Source organism: Methylobacterium sp. BTF04 (assembly GCF_010692745.1).
Taxonomy (GTDB): Bacteria; Pseudomonadota; Alphaproteobacteria; order Rhizobiales; family Beijerinckiaceae; genus Methylobacterium.
Genome location: NZ_JAAHTB010000006.1, coordinates 50,751 through 66,818 on the forward strand (window position 1 = coordinate 50,751; position 16,068 = coordinate 66,818).

General features: G+C 66.7%; 16 protein-coding genes. 9 read left to right on the forward strand and 7 right to left on the reverse strand.

Annotation, left to right across the window (positions count from 1 at the left end; translation table 11 throughout):
• Nucleotides 1-106: 106 nt before the first annotated feature.
• Nucleotides 107-985, forward strand: a complete 879-nt coding sequence (murI, locus tag G3T14_RS05650) for a glutamate racemase (protein WP_163640898.1) — start codon at nucleotides 107-109, stop codon at nucleotides 983-985.
• A gap of 360 nt (nucleotides 986-1,345) precedes the next feature.
• Nucleotides 1,346-1,963: a 30S ribosomal protein S4 gene (gene rpsD / locus G3T14_RS05655; RefSeq protein ID WP_163640907.1), complete on the forward strand. Its 618-nt coding sequence runs from the start codon at nucleotides 1,346-1,348 to the stop codon at nucleotides 1,961-1,963.
• Nucleotides 1,964-2,041: 78 nt separating this feature from the next.
• On the opposite strand, the gene G3T14_RS05660 is transcribed toward rpsD, so the two are convergent.
• The gene (locus G3T14_RS05660; protein ID WP_204262659.1) at nucleotides 2,042-2,296 is read right to left on the reverse strand and encodes a hypothetical protein; all 255 of its coding nucleotides are present in this window, start codon (nucleotides 2,294-2,296) and stop codon (nucleotides 2,042-2,044) included.
• Nucleotides 2,297-2,413: 117 nt separating this feature from the next.
• Complete coding sequence (locus G3T14_RS25370) at nucleotides 2,414-3,205, reverse strand: cold shock domain-containing protein (RefSeq protein WP_163640911.1); 792 nt, start codon at nucleotides 3,203-3,205, stop codon at nucleotides 2,414-2,416.
• Between the two features lie 391 nt (nucleotides 3,206-3,596).
• Between G3T14_RS25370 and G3T14_RS05670 the strand changes: the two genes are divergently transcribed.
• The 4 genes from G3T14_RS05670 to G3T14_RS05685 all read left to right on the forward strand — a co-directional run bounded on the left by G3T14_RS05670 (nucleotide 3,597) and on the right by G3T14_RS05685 (nucleotide 7,627).
• Complete coding sequence (locus G3T14_RS05670) at nucleotides 3,597-4,067, forward strand: response regulator (RefSeq protein ID WP_163640913.1); 471 nt, start codon at nucleotides 3,597-3,599, stop codon at nucleotides 4,065-4,067.
• 145 nt (nucleotides 4,068-4,212) lie between these two features.
• On the forward strand, nucleotides 4,213-5,313 hold the full coding sequence (locus G3T14_RS05675) for a Ppx/GppA phosphatase family protein (protein WP_163640915.1): 1,101 nt from the start codon (nucleotides 4,213-4,215) through the stop codon (nucleotides 5,311-5,313).
• Entirely contained in the window at nucleotides 5,310-6,026 is a 717-nt protein-coding gene (locus G3T14_RS05680; RefSeq protein ID WP_163640917.1) for an RlmE family RNA methyltransferase, read from the forward strand. The genes G3T14_RS05675 and G3T14_RS05680 overlap by 4 nt, the downstream gene beginning before the upstream one ends.
• A gap of 350 nt (nucleotides 6,027-6,376) precedes the next feature.
• Nucleotides 6,377-7,627: an alpha-hydroxy acid oxidase gene (locus tag G3T14_RS05685; protein WP_163640919.1), complete on the forward strand. Its 1,251-nt coding sequence runs from the start codon at nucleotides 6,377-6,379 to the stop codon at nucleotides 7,625-7,627.
• Nucleotides 7,628-7,689: 62 nt separating this feature from the next.
• Here the strand turns inward: G3T14_RS05685 and G3T14_RS05690 are convergent, their stop codons facing one another.
• The 3 genes from G3T14_RS05690 to G3T14_RS05700 all read right to left on the reverse strand — a co-directional run bounded on the left by G3T14_RS05690 (nucleotide 7,690) and on the right by G3T14_RS05700 (nucleotide 11,402).
• Complete coding sequence (locus G3T14_RS05690) at nucleotides 7,690-8,115, reverse strand: DUF779 domain-containing protein (protein WP_163640921.1); 426 nt, start codon at nucleotides 8,113-8,115, stop codon at nucleotides 7,690-7,692.
• 182 nt (nucleotides 8,116-8,297) lie between these two features.
• On the reverse strand, nucleotides 8,298-9,818 hold the full coding sequence (adh, locus tag G3T14_RS05695; RefSeq protein WP_163640924.1) for an aldehyde dehydrogenase: 1,521 nt from the start codon (nucleotides 9,816-9,818) through the stop codon (nucleotides 8,298-8,300).
• Nucleotides 9,819-10,007: 189 nt separating this feature from the next.
• Entirely contained in the window at nucleotides 10,008-11,402 is a 1,395-nt protein-coding gene (locus G3T14_RS05700) for a serine hydrolase (RefSeq protein WP_163640926.1), read from the reverse strand.
• A 279-nt stretch (nucleotides 11,403-11,681) separates the two neighbouring features.
• Here G3T14_RS05700 and G3T14_RS05705 point away from each other — a divergent pair, with 279 nt between their 5' ends.
• Together G3T14_RS05705 and G3T14_RS05710 are read left to right on the forward strand one after the other, a co-directional pair.
• Complete coding sequence (locus G3T14_RS05705; RefSeq protein ID WP_163641103.1) at nucleotides 11,682-12,851, forward strand: multidrug effflux MFS transporter; 1,170 nt, start codon at nucleotides 11,682-11,684, stop codon at nucleotides 12,849-12,851.
• A gap of 75 nt (nucleotides 12,852-12,926) precedes the next feature.
• Entirely contained in the window at nucleotides 12,927-13,451 is a 525-nt protein-coding gene (locus G3T14_RS05710; RefSeq protein WP_163640927.1) for a DoxX family protein, read from the forward strand.
• Nucleotides 13,452-13,460: 9 nt separating this feature from the next.
• Here the strand turns inward: G3T14_RS05710 and G3T14_RS05715 are convergent, their stop codons facing one another.
• Both G3T14_RS05715 and G3T14_RS05720 read right to left on the reverse strand, forming a co-directional pair.
• Entirely contained in the window at nucleotides 13,461-14,870 is a 1,410-nt protein-coding gene (locus tag G3T14_RS05715; RefSeq protein WP_163640928.1) for an MFS transporter, read from the reverse strand.
• A 51-nt stretch (nucleotides 14,871-14,921) separates the two neighbouring features.
• The gene (locus G3T14_RS05720; protein ID WP_163640929.1) at nucleotides 14,922-15,194 is read right to left on the reverse strand and encodes a hypothetical protein; all 273 of its coding nucleotides are present in this window, start codon (nucleotides 15,192-15,194) and stop codon (nucleotides 14,922-14,924) included.
• Here G3T14_RS05720 and G3T14_RS05725 point away from each other — a divergent pair.
• The gene (locus G3T14_RS05725; protein WP_163640930.1) at nucleotides 15,174-16,058 is read left to right on the forward strand and encodes a DUF3313 domain-containing protein; all 885 of its coding nucleotides are present in this window, start codon (nucleotides 15,174-15,176) and stop codon (nucleotides 16,056-16,058) included. The two genes, G3T14_RS05720 and G3T14_RS05725, sit on opposite strands and share 21 nt — an antisense overlap.
• Nucleotides 16,059-16,068 lie beyond the last annotated feature (10 nt).

The window sequence follows — 16,068 nt, forward strand, 5'->3', positions numbered from 1 at the left end:
CCTCAGCGCGGCCGGATTCACTCGCCTTTCTCCTGCCGCGGTGACAGCGCCTTAACCTTGCCGGTCCGACACTCGACTTCCCCACGCACCTTCGGACCGGACTCGGATGCGGATCGATCTCATGGCTGGAGCGACTACGGCCTCAGTGGCACGGGACCTGACGCCAGTGCCGACGATCCTGGTTTTCGATTCTGGGCTCGGCGGCCTGACGGTGCTCGAGCAGGTCCGACGGGCGCGACCCGACGCGACCTACGTCTACGCCGCGGATGACGCCGCTTTCCCCTACGGCCGCCTCTCGGAGGCGACCCTCGTCGACCGTGTGCTCGTAGTGATGGAGCGGCTCCTCGCGGTCCATGCGCCGGACCTTGTGGTGGTGGCCTGCAACACCGCCTCGACCCTCGTGCTCCCGGCTCTGCGCCAGCGCTTCGCAACGCCGTTCGTCGGCGTGGTGCCTCCGATCAAGCCTGCGACCGAGGCGACGCGGTCGCGCGTGATCACCTTGCTGGCAACCCCCGGTACGGTGGCCCGCGCCTATACCCATGAGCTCATCGAGACTTATGCGGGGGCGTGCGATGTCACGCTGGTCGGCGCCCCGAACCTCGCGGGCTTCGCAGAGGCTGAGCTTGCCGGCCTGCCTATCGACGATGCGGCCTTGGCCGCAGAGATCGCGCCCTGCTTCGTCACCCTGGACGATGGTCGCCGCACCGACGTGGTCTGCCTCGCCTGCACCCATTATCCGCTGCTGCTCGCGCGCTTCCAGGCGCTGGCCCCATGGCCGGTCACGTGGATCGATCCCGCTCCCGCGATCGCGCGCCGCGTGACGCAGCTGCTCGGTCCGGCATCCCGGCTGCCATTCGACCGAGAGGCTCCGGTGCTTGGCGCCTTCACCGGCGGAAGCGGCCTCACCGGTCCTTTGCGCCATTCGCTCGCGCTGCGGGGCGTGTTGGAGATCGCAGTGGAGTCGATGCCGCTTAGCCTGCAATAGATATTCGCGGACGACAGTGGCACGCGCCGAGCCTGAAGCGATCGGTGGAGGCCGGTTGTGCGGCTTTGCGGAGTGGCAGCTCCCGATCTGCAGCCGTGAAGGATGGTGAGCCACCGAACCCGTCTAGGCGGGCAGCGGCCTCGCGTGATTGCCCTGACCACAAGCCGGCTCGGCATTGACCGGGACGACGCTCTCGTCTAGGGACACTGCAGTGACGGGGCTCCGCGAGGGGCCCCGTCGCTTTTTCAAGCGCACCCGTGAGCGGCTTCGGTCGCTCTGTCGTTCCGGGACAGGTCCAGGACCGTTTCGGAAAGAGGAGGGCGCGTTCCTCGATAGATCTCCATTGCGAGAGGAACCGCGATGTCAAAACGCATTCAGGCGAAGCACAAGCTCGATCGCCGCATGGGCCAGAACATCTGGGGCCGCCCGAAGAGCCCGGTCAATCGTCGCGAGTACGGCCCCGGCCAGCATGGCCAGCGTCGTAAGGGCAAGATGTCCGACTTCGGTACGCAGTTGCGCGCCAAGCAGAAGCTCAAGGGCTACTACGCCAACATCACCGAGAAGCAGTTCCGCCGTTACTACGCCGAGGCCATCCGCCTGCGTGGCGATTCGGGCGAGAACCTGATCGGTCTGCTCGAGCGTCGCCTCGACGCCGTGGTCTACCGCGCTAAGTTCGTGCCGACCCCGTTTGCGGCCCGTCAGTTCGTCAACCACGGCCACGTCAAGGTCAACGGTCAGCGCGTCAATATCGCCAGCTACCTGGTGAAGACCGGCGACGTGATCGAGGTGAAGGATTCGTCCAAGCAGCTCGAGATCGTCATCGTCGCGTCGCAGCTCGCAGAGCGCGACGTGCCGGACTACATCGAGGTGGATCACGCCAAGATGACTGCGCGCGTCACCCGCATCCCGAACCTCGGCGAGGTTCCCTATCCGGTTCAGATGGAACCAAACCTCGTGATCGAGTTCTATTCGCGCTGATCCCAACCGGATCATCGCTCGAAGATCGGAAGGGCTGCCCGCACGGGCAGCCCTTTTTCGTTGTTGGTACCGACGCCGTCAGCGCGTCCGATCGACCGTCCGATCGACCGCCCGGTTGCGTGCCTGGATCGTCTCGGATGCGCTCCGGGCGCTTGGTGGAAGACGCGACTCGGGAGCGGCAATGTCGGCTTGGCCGGTCAGCGGTCCGGGACCCCGGTCCTCGCGCTCGCCGGCCTGTCGGGCGTAGCCGGCATTGAGCCCGGCATAGAACCCGCTGAAATCCTCGGCCACCGCGCCGCTCCACGTCGCTCCAACCAGTGCGGTCGTGATCATGATGAGCCGCATGCATCCTCCCTGCAGGCCTCTGTTCAAACGAAAAGCGGCGGCCTTCCGGCCGCCGCTTTCAAAGATCGCATCGATCGGCTGGCCGCGTTGCAGCCGTCCCGGATCTCAATCGTCGACGTTGATGGTCTGGGCCTCGCGGCCCTTCTGGCCCTCGACCACGCCGAGAACGACCTGCTGGCCCTCGGCGAGGGACTCGAGGCCGGCGCGCGACAGAGCCGAACGGTGCACGAACACGTCCTTGCCGCCGTCATTGACGGACACGAAGCCGAAGCCCTTGGCCGGATCGTACCACTTCACGGTGCCGCTCATCTCGGTGGACGGACCGCTTGCGAAGCGTCCGCCGCCCCGGTCGCCACCACCTGCGCCGGCGCTGCCATAGCGATCACCGCCACCACCGTAGCTGCCACCGCCGCCGGCGCTAGCGCCAGCGCCGCCGAAGCGATCACCGCCACCGAACCCGCCAGTGCGCGGGGGACGCGCATCGCGCATCGGGGGAGCTGCCTCGGCCGTCGAGGTATCGACGCTGGTCACGTCGGTGACCTGAGGACCCTTCTGGCCCTGGGCCGTGTGGACCGTCAGGCGCGTGCCGGGGAGAAGGTCGGCGTGGCCCGCAGCTTCGACAGCGCGGATGTGGAGGAAGGCATCGCCCGAACCGTCAGCCAGCTCGACGAAACCGAAGCCCTTCTCCTTGTTGAACCACTTGACCGTCGCATCGCGCTCCGGTCCCGAAGGCGCTGCCGCAGCGCGCGACGGGCCGCGGTCGAAACCGCCGCCACCGCCGAAACCGCCACCGTAGCCACCACCGCTCGGAGGAGCCTGATCCGGCCAACGCGGCTCGGCTCCACCCTCATCGAAACCGCGCTTCTGCGGCCCCCTGAAATCACGACCACGTCCCATAGAAAGCTCGCAAAAACCGTCCGCCGACCATCAGTTTTGAATACCACGGGCGCGCCGTCCCAGACAGCCCACGTTCCGCACTATCATTACTCCCAGCAGCGGTGACCAAGAATAACGGTCCAGTCCTGACTGAAATAGGGCGATCTCGCAAGATGCTTATGCCCAATCCCGCCTTGGTTCCCTCACTTTCCTGCGGCCAAATGCGTATGTTTGGCCGGCTGTGCCGCTTCCTCGTTCGCTCAGCGGTATCCTCGCAGCACGCGCGCTGCGTGTAGCGTCGCGCCGGTTCGGGCGATTCGTGGGTAATCCGTTAGGGAAACGCAAAGGTCCGGCGGCCTAGCCTGCCGCGATTGGCAGATCCGCTCCCGCGGTCCGCCCCGAGCGCCGCCGCATGATCGCAACACCCTCATTTCCGGATCTTTCGGCCCTCGTCGTGGACGAAAGCCTGTATATCCGTCGAATCGTACGCGACATGCTCATGCGCGTCGGGATCAAGCGCGTACTGGAGGCGCCCGACGGGGCCGAGGCACTCGGCGTGCTGGCCGAGAGCAAGCCCGATCTGACGATCATCGATTGGGACCTCGCCATCCTCTCCGGCGAAGAGTTCATCCGGCTGGCGCGCACCCCGACCACGTCCCCATCGCCCACCATCCCGATCATCCTGATGCTGGCTCAGCCGCGCCGCAACGTCGTCGATCGCGCGATCTCGGTGGGCGTCAACGAGATCATCGCCAAGCCGTTCTCGCCCAAAACCCTCTGGTCGCGCCTCGACGAGGTCATCAACCGCCCGCGGCCGTTCTCCCAGGTGAAGAGTTTGCTGCGGCCGGTGCCTCGGATTGCGGCCGTCGGCAAGCTCGGCTGAGTATCCCTAGTCGCTCTCTCGCCGGCCACCATCTCTCATCGACGTGATCGAGTCTTTGCAGTTTGTCCGCGAGCCCTGTAGCGTCGCGGGCGAATGATGGCCCGGCTCTCCGCCTGGGGCCACGACCGAGGATTCGGCACAGCCGATGAGGGAAGAGAGTGCCGACACCATGCCGGCTCCCTCCGCAGCCGGCCAAACCCTGCCCACGGCCGCGCTAGGCGCCAGTGAGCAGCCGGCGGCTGTCACGCGCACCGGACGGCGCAACGCATACGCAGCGCTCGACCTCGGCACCAACAATTGCCGGCTGCTCGTCGCCGAGCCGGCCTCGCACGGCTTTCGCGTCATCGATGCCTTTTCGCGCATCGTCCGCCTCGGCGAAGGCCTCGGCACCTCGGATCGCCTGAGCAACGCCGCGATCGAGCGGACCATCGAGGCTCTGCGGGTCTGCCGCGGGAAGATGCAGGCGCGTGGCGTCATGCGCGCCAAGATCATCGCCACCGAGGCATGCCGGCTCGCGGTGAACGGTGCCGAATTCGTCGAGCGGGTGCGCGACCAGGTCGGCCTCGATCTCGAGATCGTCGACCGTCAGACCGAAGCCTATCTGGCGGTGACCGGATGCGCCGCCTTGGCTGACCCTTACGCCGAATCGGTGGTGATCTTCGACATCGGCGGCGGCTCCACCGAGATCGCCTGGCTGGACGGGGCTGCCACGAACCCGTCCGCCGACCCGACCCTGCGTATTCGCGCCTGGGATTCGCTGCCCGTCGGCGTCGTGACCCTGGCCGAACGGCATGGGGGCGCCGACGTCACCCGGCTGACCTTCGAAGGCATGGTGGAGGAGGTGGCCGACATGCTGGCGCGCTTCGCCATCCGGGCGGCGCCGGCCGCGAATGCGCGGCATTTCCACTTGCTCGGCACCTCGGGCACGGTGACGACTCTGGCCGCGATGCATTTGCGGCTCGTCCGCTATGAGCGACGCAGAGTCGACGGTTTGTGGATGAGCGACGCCGAGGTCGGCGATGCCATCGATGACCTCCTCGATACGCGGCTCGACCAGCGGGCCGACAATCCGTGTATCGGCCGCGACCGGGCCGACCTGGTACTGGCGGGCTGCGCGATCCTAGAGGCGATTCGCCGGGCTTTCCCGTCCGATCGTCTGCGCATTGCCGATCGCGGCCTGCGCGAAGGACTCTTGATGAATATGATGCGTGAAGACGGCGTCTGGCGCCGTGGGGGTTACCGGTGAGCGACAGGCGTGGTGCCGGCGCAGGTTTGCGCGGCGATCTCAAACAGCGGGTGAAGACCGGACGGGGCCGCACCGAATCGCAGAAACGCTGGCTGGAGCGGCAGCTCAACGACCCCTACGTGGCGCGGGCCAAGCGCGAAGGCTACCGCTCGCGCGCCGCGTTCAAGCTGATCGAGATCGACGAGCGCTTTAAGCTCCTCAAGCCCGGCCAGCGCATCGTCGATCTCGGCGCAGCCCCCGGAGGCTGGTCGCAGGTGGCCGCCAAGATCGTCGGTGACAGCGGGAAGATCGTCGGGATCGACCTGCTCGAGATCGAGCCGATGGTCGGCGTCGACTTCATCACCCTCGACTTTCTGGCGCCGGAAGCCCCCGGCCTGCTCACAGGCCTACTCGGCGGCCCAGCCGACCTCGTGCTGTCGGACATGGCGGCGAACACCACTGGCCACAAGCAGACCGACCACCTGCGCATCATCGGGCTGGCGGAGACCGCTGCGGAATTCGCTCGCGAGATTCTGGCGCCCGGCGGCTCCTACCTCGCGAAGGTGTTCCAGGGCGGCACCGAGGGCGCGTTGCTCGCCGACCTGAAGCGCGATTTCGCCAGCGTGCGGCACGTCAAGCCGAATGCCAGCCGTGCCGATTCGAGCGAACTCTACGTCTTGGCTTCGGGCTACCGGGGTGAGCGGAATGCGGCGGGGATCGGCGCAGATGATTAGGATCGTTCGGAGCGTTCGTCCGCCGCTTCTGTCGCCCTTCGACAACACCTGAGAGAGAAAGCGCCAGTCTTCGCGGCGCGGAATCTTTGAGAGCCTTGCGCGAATGAGAGATAATGCAGTGCTGAGCGCTCTGCACTGCGTTTGAGCGACCGACAATGGAGGGGTTTTCAAGCTGCCGGGCAGTGATTGACGTCGGCTTGTGGCGTCGATCGATGGACATATAAGTCTGAAATCAGGCTCTTGCGCACTGCAACATGAATGGTGCAGGACAGCATACCTTGAACGCGGACGTATGGACTCAATCGATGTCGAAGAACCTTCAACCTCAGCACGACACTGAGACTGAAACGATGGTCAGCCGTCGCAAGTTCATCGAGTACATCTCGGCGAGTCCGGTCATCGCTCCGGGCGTCGCGAGCACCCTGGCCGGATTGTCCGCCCTCGGCACCACCGAGGCCTTGGCCCAGAGCTACGACGTGCTGCGCCAGGCGCCGACCATGAACGGCGACCTCATCAGCACGCCCGCCCAGGCGCTCAACGTGTTCGACTTCGAACCGGTGGCGAAGAAGGAATTGCCCCCGGCGCATTACGGCTACCTCGCCAGCGGCGTCGATGCCGACAAGACCCTGAAGGCGAATCGCGACGCCTTCGACAAGATCAAGATTCGCGCTCGCCGCCTGATCGACGTGCGCAAGATCGACACCTCGGTGAAGATCTTCGGTGAGACGTGGGCGAGCCCCATCGCGCTCGCCCCCGTCAGCAGCGTCGGTGCGTTCCACCCCGAGGCCGAGGCCGCCGCTGCGCGCGCCTGCAAGGTCAAGGGTCACCAGATGATTCTCTCCACGGTCGGCAGCACGTCGATCGAGGAGGTCATCAAGGAGCGCGGCGCGCCGGTCTGGTATATGTTGTACCCCACCGACGATTGGGCCGTGACCGAGGCCCTGGTGCTGCGGGCCGAGAAGGCCGGCGCCCCGGCCATCGTGCTCACCGTCGACCGTCAGGGCGGCCGCAATACTGAGACGCTGTTTCGCGAACGCCGCGGTGACACCCGCACCTGCACCGATTGTCATGCGGGCGGCTTCAAGAACGAAGTCAGCCGCAAGCCGATGTTCGACGACATCGACGTGTCGAAGGTCACCAACCTGTACGGCACCGGTATGACCTGGGACTACGTCAAGCGTCTGCGCGGCATCGTGAAGGGCAAGCTGGTCCTCAAGGGCATCGTCACGCACGAGGACGCCAAGCAGTGCCTCGATTACGGCGTTGACGCGATCATCGTCTCCAACCATGGCGGCCGCGCCGAGGAGAGCCTCGAGGCGACCATCGACGCGCTGCCGGAGGTGGTGAAGGCGGTCAACGGCAAGATCCCGGTGCTCGTCGACGGTGGTTTCCGCCGGGGTACCGACGTGATCAAGGCGCTGGCCTCGGGCGCGACCGCAATCTGCATCGGCCGTCCCTATGTCTGGGGTCTCGCCGCCTTCGGCCAGCCCGGCGTCGAGATGGTGCTGACGCTGATGCAGCGTGAGTTCGAGACGATCATGCGTCAGGTCGGCGCGACGAAACTGTCCGAGATCAACGGCAACAGCATCAGCCGCGTCTGATCGAGCCGTTCGTCTGGATTACCGAAACGCCGCCGCGGACATGCTCTGCGGCGGCGTTTTCGTCAGATCTTGCACGCACCCTCGAGAGCTGTGTTCTCGGCTTCGGTGAACAGGCGCGAACGGATCAGGAAGCGCTTGTCGCGTCCGTTCTCGAGGGAGAACATGCCGCCGCGTCCGCGCACCACGTCGAGGATCAGGTGCGTGTGCTTCCAGACCTGGAATTGCGGCCGGCTGATCCAGAAATCGGCGCCCCCCACCTGCCCGAGATGCACGTCGCTGTCGCCGGTGAGGAATTCGCCGACCGGATAGCACATCGGCGACGAGCCATCGCAGCAGCCTCCCGATTGATGGAACATCACCGCCCCGTGGTCGGCGCGAAGCTCTTCGATGAGCGCGATGGCGGCCGGTGTGGCGGTGACCCGTAACGGTGTGCCGTCGATGCCGGAATGGTCGGCGGTGGTGTGTTCGATGAACGCGGTCTCGGTCATGGGTTCGGCTCCCGCTCGCTCGAAGGGACTGAAATCAGGGGTTCGTTCGGGATAGGCGGATCAGGGCTCTACTCTTTCGAGATAGGACTAGTGCCGATTGGGCATCATCTGGCCGAGCGGCAACCCTAAAAATGGAAAAGCCCCGGCCTGTCGGCCGGGGCAGTCGTGTCCTCGGCGAAAGCCTAGAAGAAGCCGAGCTTCTTGGCCGAGTAGCTGACCAGCATGTTCTTGGTCTGCTGATAGTGGTCGAGCATCATCTTGTGATTCTCGCGGCCGATGCCGGACTGCTTGTAGCCACCGAAGGCCGCGTGCGCCGGGTAGGCGTGGTAGCAATTGGTCCAGACCCGGCCGGCCTGGATCGAGCGGCCGAAGCGGTAGGCGCGGGTCCCGTCGCGGGTCCAGACGCCGGCGCCGAGCCCGTACAGGGTGTCGTTGGCGATGGCGAGCGCGTCGGCATCGTCCTTGAAGGTCGTGACCGAGAGTACCGGCCCGAAGATCTCTTCCTGGAAGATGCGCATCTTGTTGTGGCCGCGGAAGACGGTCGGCTGCATGTAGAAGCCGTCCGCGAACTCACCGTCCTTGACGTTGCGCTGTCCGCCGGTGAGGCACTCGGCCCCTTCCTGCTTGCCGATGTCGACGTAGCTGAGAATCTTCTCCAGCTGCTCGGAGGAAGCCTGCGCGCCGATCATCGTGGTCGGGTCGAGGGGCGATCCCTGGGTGATCGCCTCGACGCGCTTGATCGCCCGCTCCATGAACCGATCGTAGATCGACTCGTGCACGAGCGCGCGGCTCGGGCAGGTACAGACCTCGCCCTGGTTGAGGGCGAACATCGTGAAGCCCTCGAGCGCCTTGTCGAAGAAATCGTCATCCTCGTTGGCGACATCGGCAAAGAAGATGTTCGGCGACTTTCCACCGAGCTCCAGCGTCACCGGGATCAGGTTCTGCGAGGCGTACTGCATGATCAGCCGGCCGGTCGTCGTCTCGCCGGTGAAGGCGATCTTGGCGATGCGGGGCGAGGAGGCCAGCGGCTTGCCGCATTCCAGGCCGAAGCCGTTGACGATATTGAGGGTGCCCGGCGGCAGCAGGTCGGCGATCAGCTCGGCGACTACGAGGATCGAGGCCGGGGTCTGCTCGGCCGGCTTGAGCACGACGCAGTTGCCGGCGGCGAGCGCCGGAGCCAGCTTCCACACCGCCATCAGGATGGGGAAGTTCCACGGGATGATCTGGCCGACGACGCCGAGCGGCTCGTGGAAATGGTAGGCCACGGTGTCGTGGTCGATCTCGGAGATCGATCCTTCCTGCGCCCGCACGCAACCGGCGAAATAGCGGAAATGGTCGATGGCGAGCGGGATATCGGCATGGGTCGTCTCGCGGATCGGCTTGCCGTTGTCCCAGGTCTCGGCCAGGGCGATCAGATCGAGGTTGTCCTCCATCCGATCGGCGATCTTGTTGAGGATGAGGGCGCGCTCGCCCGGTGACGTCCGGCCCCAGGCCTCCTTGGCGGCGTGGGCCGCGTCGAGGGCCTTGTCGACGTCGGCGGCGTCGGAACGCGCGACTTCACAGATGACGCGGCCGGTGATCGGCGAGGTGTTCTCGAAATAGCGGCCGGCGACGGGGGCGACCCATTTGCCGCCGATGAAGTTGTCGTAGCGGGCCGAGAACGGGGACTTGGATCCCGAGGTCAGGAATTCCGGCTTGTTCATCGCGTATCCTCCTGTTTTTTTTGAATGGTCGGCAGACAAGGCCAGACCCTGAGGCAAAGCAAGGGGGACTTTTGGCCAACCCGCTCGCGGGGCGGCATGGTCTCGTCGCTTCGCGCTGCGCGCCGGATGGCGTCTCGGCGCAGAGGCAGGATAGACCCGATCTCGCGCCTTGGCGACCCGACGCTGCGATTAGGGGACCGGCAGCCGGGCGACACGCCGGGCGGTGATCCGTCGCGCCGTGGCTGGATCGATGCGCGGGCCCGACCGGTCGACATCGTCGGCGTGAATCATCAGGCCGGTGGCGCGGCCGTCCGGCTCGATGTCGATGGCGATGCGAGTGCCGTCGGGTGCCGAAAACACCCGGTCGCTTTCCGGCGTCAGCGCGAAACCCGGTAGGCCGGTGGCCTTGGCGAACAGGCGGTCGCCCTCGCGCCGCAGCCGTAGCGTCGAGCGCGGCCCGATGCGATAGAACCCGACATAGCGATCGAGAACCCCGTCAGAGACCGCAATTTCCGTCTCGGGGCGGAGGCCGAAGTACAGGGCAGCGATGGTGCGGGACAGCGTCTGCGCCGGCGTCGTCTCGGTGTTGCCCAAAACCACGATGGTCAGCCCGAGATCCGGATAGGTGTCCTTGATCGCGGCGAACCCGTTGATGAAGCCGCCATGCGACCACAGCCGCTGGCCGTAGGCCGTGCCGAGATACCAGCCGAGACCATAGCCGTGGCCGTTATCGGTGGACATCGCCGCGAGCGAGGCCGGCGCGAGCACCTGCCCCGACAGCAGCGCCCGATCCCACGCCACCAGATCGTCCACCGTCGCGGTAAGTCCACCGGCGCCGGAGGGCGCGCTCGCGGCGAGCGGGGGAGCATTGCGCCATTCGCCCGCCACGCGGTGATAGCCACTCGCCCTGCGTGGGAGTACCGCCCCCGGATCGCTGTCGCCCGTTGCGCGCAGGCCGGCGGGCGCGAGAAGCTCTTGCGCGACATAGGCCTCGAAGCCGATGCCGCTGACCCGCTCGATCAGGGCCGCGAGCAGGATGTAGCCGGTGCTGCTGTATTCGTAGCCGGTGCCCGGCGGGAACAGCATCTCCTCGCCAAAGAGCAGAGCCACCGTTTCCATCGGGCTCCGCTCCAGTCGCGAGAGCACCGATGGATAATCGGGGAGGGCGGTGACGTTGGGCAGGCCCGAGGTGTGGTTCAACAGCATCCGGATCGTCATTCCGCCCCAGGATGCGGGCAGGCCCGGCACGTGGCGGACCACCGCATCATCGAGGGACAACTTGCCGGATTCCGCGAGCTTCAGGATCGCTGCCGCGGTGAATTGCTTGGTGATCGAGCCGATGCGGAACCGCGTCTCAGGGGTGTTGGCGATGTCCCATTCGCGATTCGCCGGGCCGTAGGCGCGCCGGAACACCGGCTGGCCATTGCGTGCCACGATCACGGCGCCGGAGAAGACCTTGGCGCGCGCGGCGGCGTCCACCAAAGCGGCGGCCTTCTCGGCGAAGTCGGACGAGTCCTGCGCCTGAGCCGGTGCGCACAGGGCGAACACGATCAACAAAAGGGCGACGAGTCGCGATGGTGTCATGCCCGGATCGTCCGATGGGGGAGGGCGCTCCCAGGTCTGCCAGACGACGTTCGGCGAGAATTGTGGCGCTCCTACGCACGGCCCGCCGGAGAGCAGCCATGCGAAGCGGGCGGATTGCCGGTCCGTGCGTTGGTGCCCAGTTCCCCGTCAGCTTCCGCGACCACCAAGGATTCATCGGTGACGACCACGCTCGCCCCGGCACGGCCTGCACCGCGCACCACGACTCCGCCCGCCTGGAACGGGCCGGGCTTCGGTGAGTTCGTCGGGCTCGTCGCACTGATGATGGCGGTCACGGCGATCTCAATCGACAATCTGCTCCCGGCATTTCCGGCGATCCAGGCGCAGTTCGCTGTTGCCGATCCCAACAGCCTGCAGCTGCTCATCTACGTCTACATGATCGGCTTCGGCATCGCCCAGATCGGGTACGGGCCGCTCTCGGACAGCTATGGCCGGCGGCGGATCTTGCTGCTGAGCCTGTCGGTCTATGTGGCCGGTTCGTGCCTCGCGATGGTGGCACCGACCTTCGGATGGCTGCTCGCCGCCCGTGTCATTCAGGGCATCGGCGCCGCCGGCGGCCGGGTGCTGTCCACGGCGATCGTGCGTGATCGCTTCGCCGGACGCGAAATGGCGAGCGTGATGTCGTTGGTCATGATGGTCTTCCTCATCGTGCCGATGATCGCCCCGGCCATCGGCGGCGCCATGCTGATGCTGGGCTCCTGGCACTACGTCTTCGTCTCGATGCTGATCCTCGCCGGGGTTCTGGTGGTGTGGTTCTCCGCCCGGATGCCCGAGACCCTGCATCCGCAATATCGCCGCGCGTTCTCGCTCCGAGCCGTGAGCCAGGCGGTGGCACTGACCCTCCGCAACCGGGTGGCGGTGGGCTACGCCACGGCGCTCGGCCTGCTCAGCGGGTGCATCATGGGCTATGTCGGCTCGGCCCAGCAGGTGTTCGATACCGGACTGTACCACCTCGGCTCGCTGTTTCCCCTCGCATTCGGGCTGGTGGCAGGCGCCATGGGCGCGGCGACGCTGGTCAATGCGCGCCTGGTCCGGCGCCTCGGCATGCGACCGCTGTCCCATGTCGGCCTGATCCTGTTCGTCGGCGTCGCGGTCGTTCAGGTGGTGGTCGGACTGGCCTACCAGGGGCATCCGCCGCTGTGGATGTTCCTCTGCGTCCTGGCGCTCAACCAATTCCTGATCAGCTTCGCCATGCCGAACTTCAACGCGCTCGCGCTCCAACCCCTGGGCGAGATCGCCGGCACCGCCTCGTCGTTCCTGGGCTTTTACACCACGATTCTCGGAGCTTTGTGCGGGTATCTCATCGGGCAGGCGTTCGACGGCACGGTGCTGCCGATCGGGATCGGCTACGCGGTTCTCGGCGCGCTCGCGCTGCTCGTGGTCGCCTGGACCGAGCGCGGGCGCCTGTTTCGCGGCGGCGTCTCCGGGTGAGGCGCGCGCCCTTAACGCCGTCTTCAGCGGATCGCCGGCAATCTCGGCATCCCGACGACAGACGGAGCCGACCCTGTGACCGGCCGTACCCAAGACGGACTGCTTCTCCTCGCGCGCCTGCTTCTCGCCGCGGCCCTGCTGCCGACCGGCATCGCGCGCGCGCTCAACGTCTCGGGCTTCGCCCTGACCCTTGCCGCCACCGGCATGCCGTCGCCCAACGCGGTGGCGACGGCGGCCGTCATCGTCCAGGTGTTCGGGCCGCTCGCGCTCATCGTCGGGGTGTTGCCGCGGATCAGCGGGCTCGCGCTTGCCGGGTTCGCCACCGTGATGGCCGTCCTTCTCCACAGCTTCTGGCAATTCGTCGGCCCCACCGCGGTGGCCGAGCGCACCCTGTTCCTGGCCGATCTCGGGCTGGCGGGCGGCTTCGTGATTTATGCGATGACCGGTCCCGGCGCCTGGAGCTGGCAGGGCTGGCGCCGCAATACGCGGACTGAAGCCCCCCGTGCGCAGCCCAAGGCCGCTACCTCAAAGGCCGCTCCGAAATCCGGGGGCCGCGCGAAGCGACCGGTGAGCCGCGCTCCGGCTCGCGCCGCAGCCTGAGGCGGACGATCAGGGTAGGACGGGACGCGTCTCGGTGCGGCGCTGGCCGGACACTTCCGCGCCGGCATCGGCCGACAGGCGGCGGAACGGAAAGAACGAGACGGCCGAGACCAGCGAGACGGTCAGGAAGGCTGGCCAGAAATCGTCAGCCGTGATCGCCTCGCGGCCGTGCCAAGCCGCTGCGCCTTCGAGCGCCAGGGCGCCGATCGAGACGCCGAGGCTCAACGACAATTGCTGGGCGACGCTGGCGAGGCTGGTCGCGGCGCTCATCTCGCGCGGCTCTAACTCGGCATACGCGATGGCGTTGACGCAGGTGAACTGAAGCGAGCGCACGCAGCCGCCGACGAGCAGGGCACAGATGATGATCCCATGCGGGGTCTGCGCCGTGAACAGTCCGTTCACCGCCAGGAATCCGGAAGCGACGACGGCGTTGATCAGCATCACCCTGCGAAAGCCGTAGGTTCGCAGGATGCGCGGGCCGATGAGCTTGATCAGCAGCGCTCCGGCCGCGGCCGCGAAGGTGAGCAGGCCCGATTGCAATGGGTCGAGGCCGAAGCCGATCTGCAGCATCAACGGCAGCAGGAACGGGATTGCCCCGGTTCCGATCCGGAACAGGCTGCCCCCGGTGACCGCAGCCCGGAAGGTCGGGTGATTCAGGAGCGACAGGCGGATCACCGGATGCGCGACTGTGCGCGAATGCCGGAGATAGAGCGCCAGCAACGCGATCCCGGCCGCGAGGCAACCCCACGACACCCCATCCGGTAGCAGGTGGCGGCCCGAGGAGGCGAGCCCGAGCATCAGCGTGGCGAGCCCGAGCCCCGACAGCACGAACCCGGTCACGTCGAGGGGCATCCGCTCGGATTCGCGGACGTTCTCGAAATACAGCGTCGCGAGCCCGATGCCGGCGATGCCGATCGGGATGTTGATGAAGAAGATCCAGCGCCAGTCGAGATAGGTCGTGATCAGGCCACCGAGCGGCGGTCCCATGATCGGCCCGATCAGTGCGGGAATCGTCAGATAGGCGAGCGCGCTCACGAGTTCGCTTTTGGGCACGCTGCGCAGGATCACGAGGCGGCCCACCGGCACCATCATCGCCCCGCCGATCCCCTGGAAGAACCGCGCGGCAACGAAGCCGACGAGGGAATTCGAGGCGGCGCAGGCGAGCGACCCGGCCATGAACACCACCAGGGCCGCTCGGAAGATAGTGCGCGCGCCATAGCGATCGGCCATCCAGCCGCTGATCGGAATGAAGATCGCCAAGCTTACCAGATACGCCGTCAGCGCGAGCTTGAGGGCGATCGGGTCCTCGCCGAGGCTCTTGGCGATGGCCGGAAGCGCCGTGGCGATCACCGTCGAATCGGTGTTCTCCATGAACAAGGCGGTTGCAACGACGAGGGGGACGATCTGGGAGGAGCGCATGGGGACTTCGGGGGAGCGGGCAAGGTGAAGGACCGGGAGGTCCGGTCGGTGTCACGGCGTCGTGGCAAAGGCCGCAACTGTCGCGCTTTTTTGAGGCGGCCAGGATGAAGTGCGAAGGTCGAACGTATCAGCACGGGAGTTGCCCTGGCGCAACAACCGCAGCGTTCGAACCCTTCCGTAGAGCAGTGAGCCTATCCACACGGTCGCGGCGACGGCTAAGCTCTGCTGAAACAAAAGGCCGATCCCCATCACGTCTCGCGGGCTGGCGCGGATCGCCGATACCCCCGTCGACAAGGTCACCGGATGCCCCCGAAGTTCGAACATCGTCTCCGGCTGCCGGGCAACATCGCCGGCCTCGCCGTGCTGTTCACCCTGGCCGGCTGTGGCACCGTGCTCCTCAACGAGACCGGTTCGCTCACGCGCTACGACCGGCTCGTGGCGAGCGAGGAGGTCGCCACCCGCGCCAAGCTCTACCTGGACAGGGCGGTGCTCGCCAATGCCCGCACCGTCCGGATCATCCCGACGCAGTTCTCCGAGGAGATCGCGGGGCCGGACCTGAACGCGGTGGAGCGCCGGCTCGTCGCCAACGCCGCCGACCGCGCGCTCTGCTACGAACTTTCGCTGCGCTACGACGTGGTTTCGAGCAAGAAGGCCGATCTGACCGTGCGCGCCGCGGTGACACGGGTCGGCCTCACCGGACTGCCGGCGGCGGGCGGCACCATCGCGGCCTCGGCGGGCGTCACGGTCGCCTCCCAACTCGGCATCGGCTTTGCAACCGCGGTCGGCCGGGTGCCGATCCCGCGCATTCCGATCGGGCTCGGCAGCATCACCATCGAGGCGGAGGCCCTCGACCGCCATCACCAGCAGCGGGCCGCCATGGTCTGGGGTGGGGCGGCAAACTCCTTCACCAGCCAGCCGCGCTTCTCGCCCATCAGCGACGCCTACGATCTCGCTGGCGAGTTCGGCCAGGATTGGGGTGGCTACCTCGCCACCGGCATCGATCCGTTCAAGGCGCCCCTGGCGATCCCGAACTACGACCGCATCCGCGTCACCACCCTGGGCGAGGCGCCGCTCGACCCCGATTGCGAGGCCTTCGGCCGGGCCCCCGGAATCGACGGAATCCTGTCGGACTATATCGGCCTGCCGCCCGAATCCACCGACAAGGGTGCGGCCCCCCGGATCAATTGAGTCGGTCCCT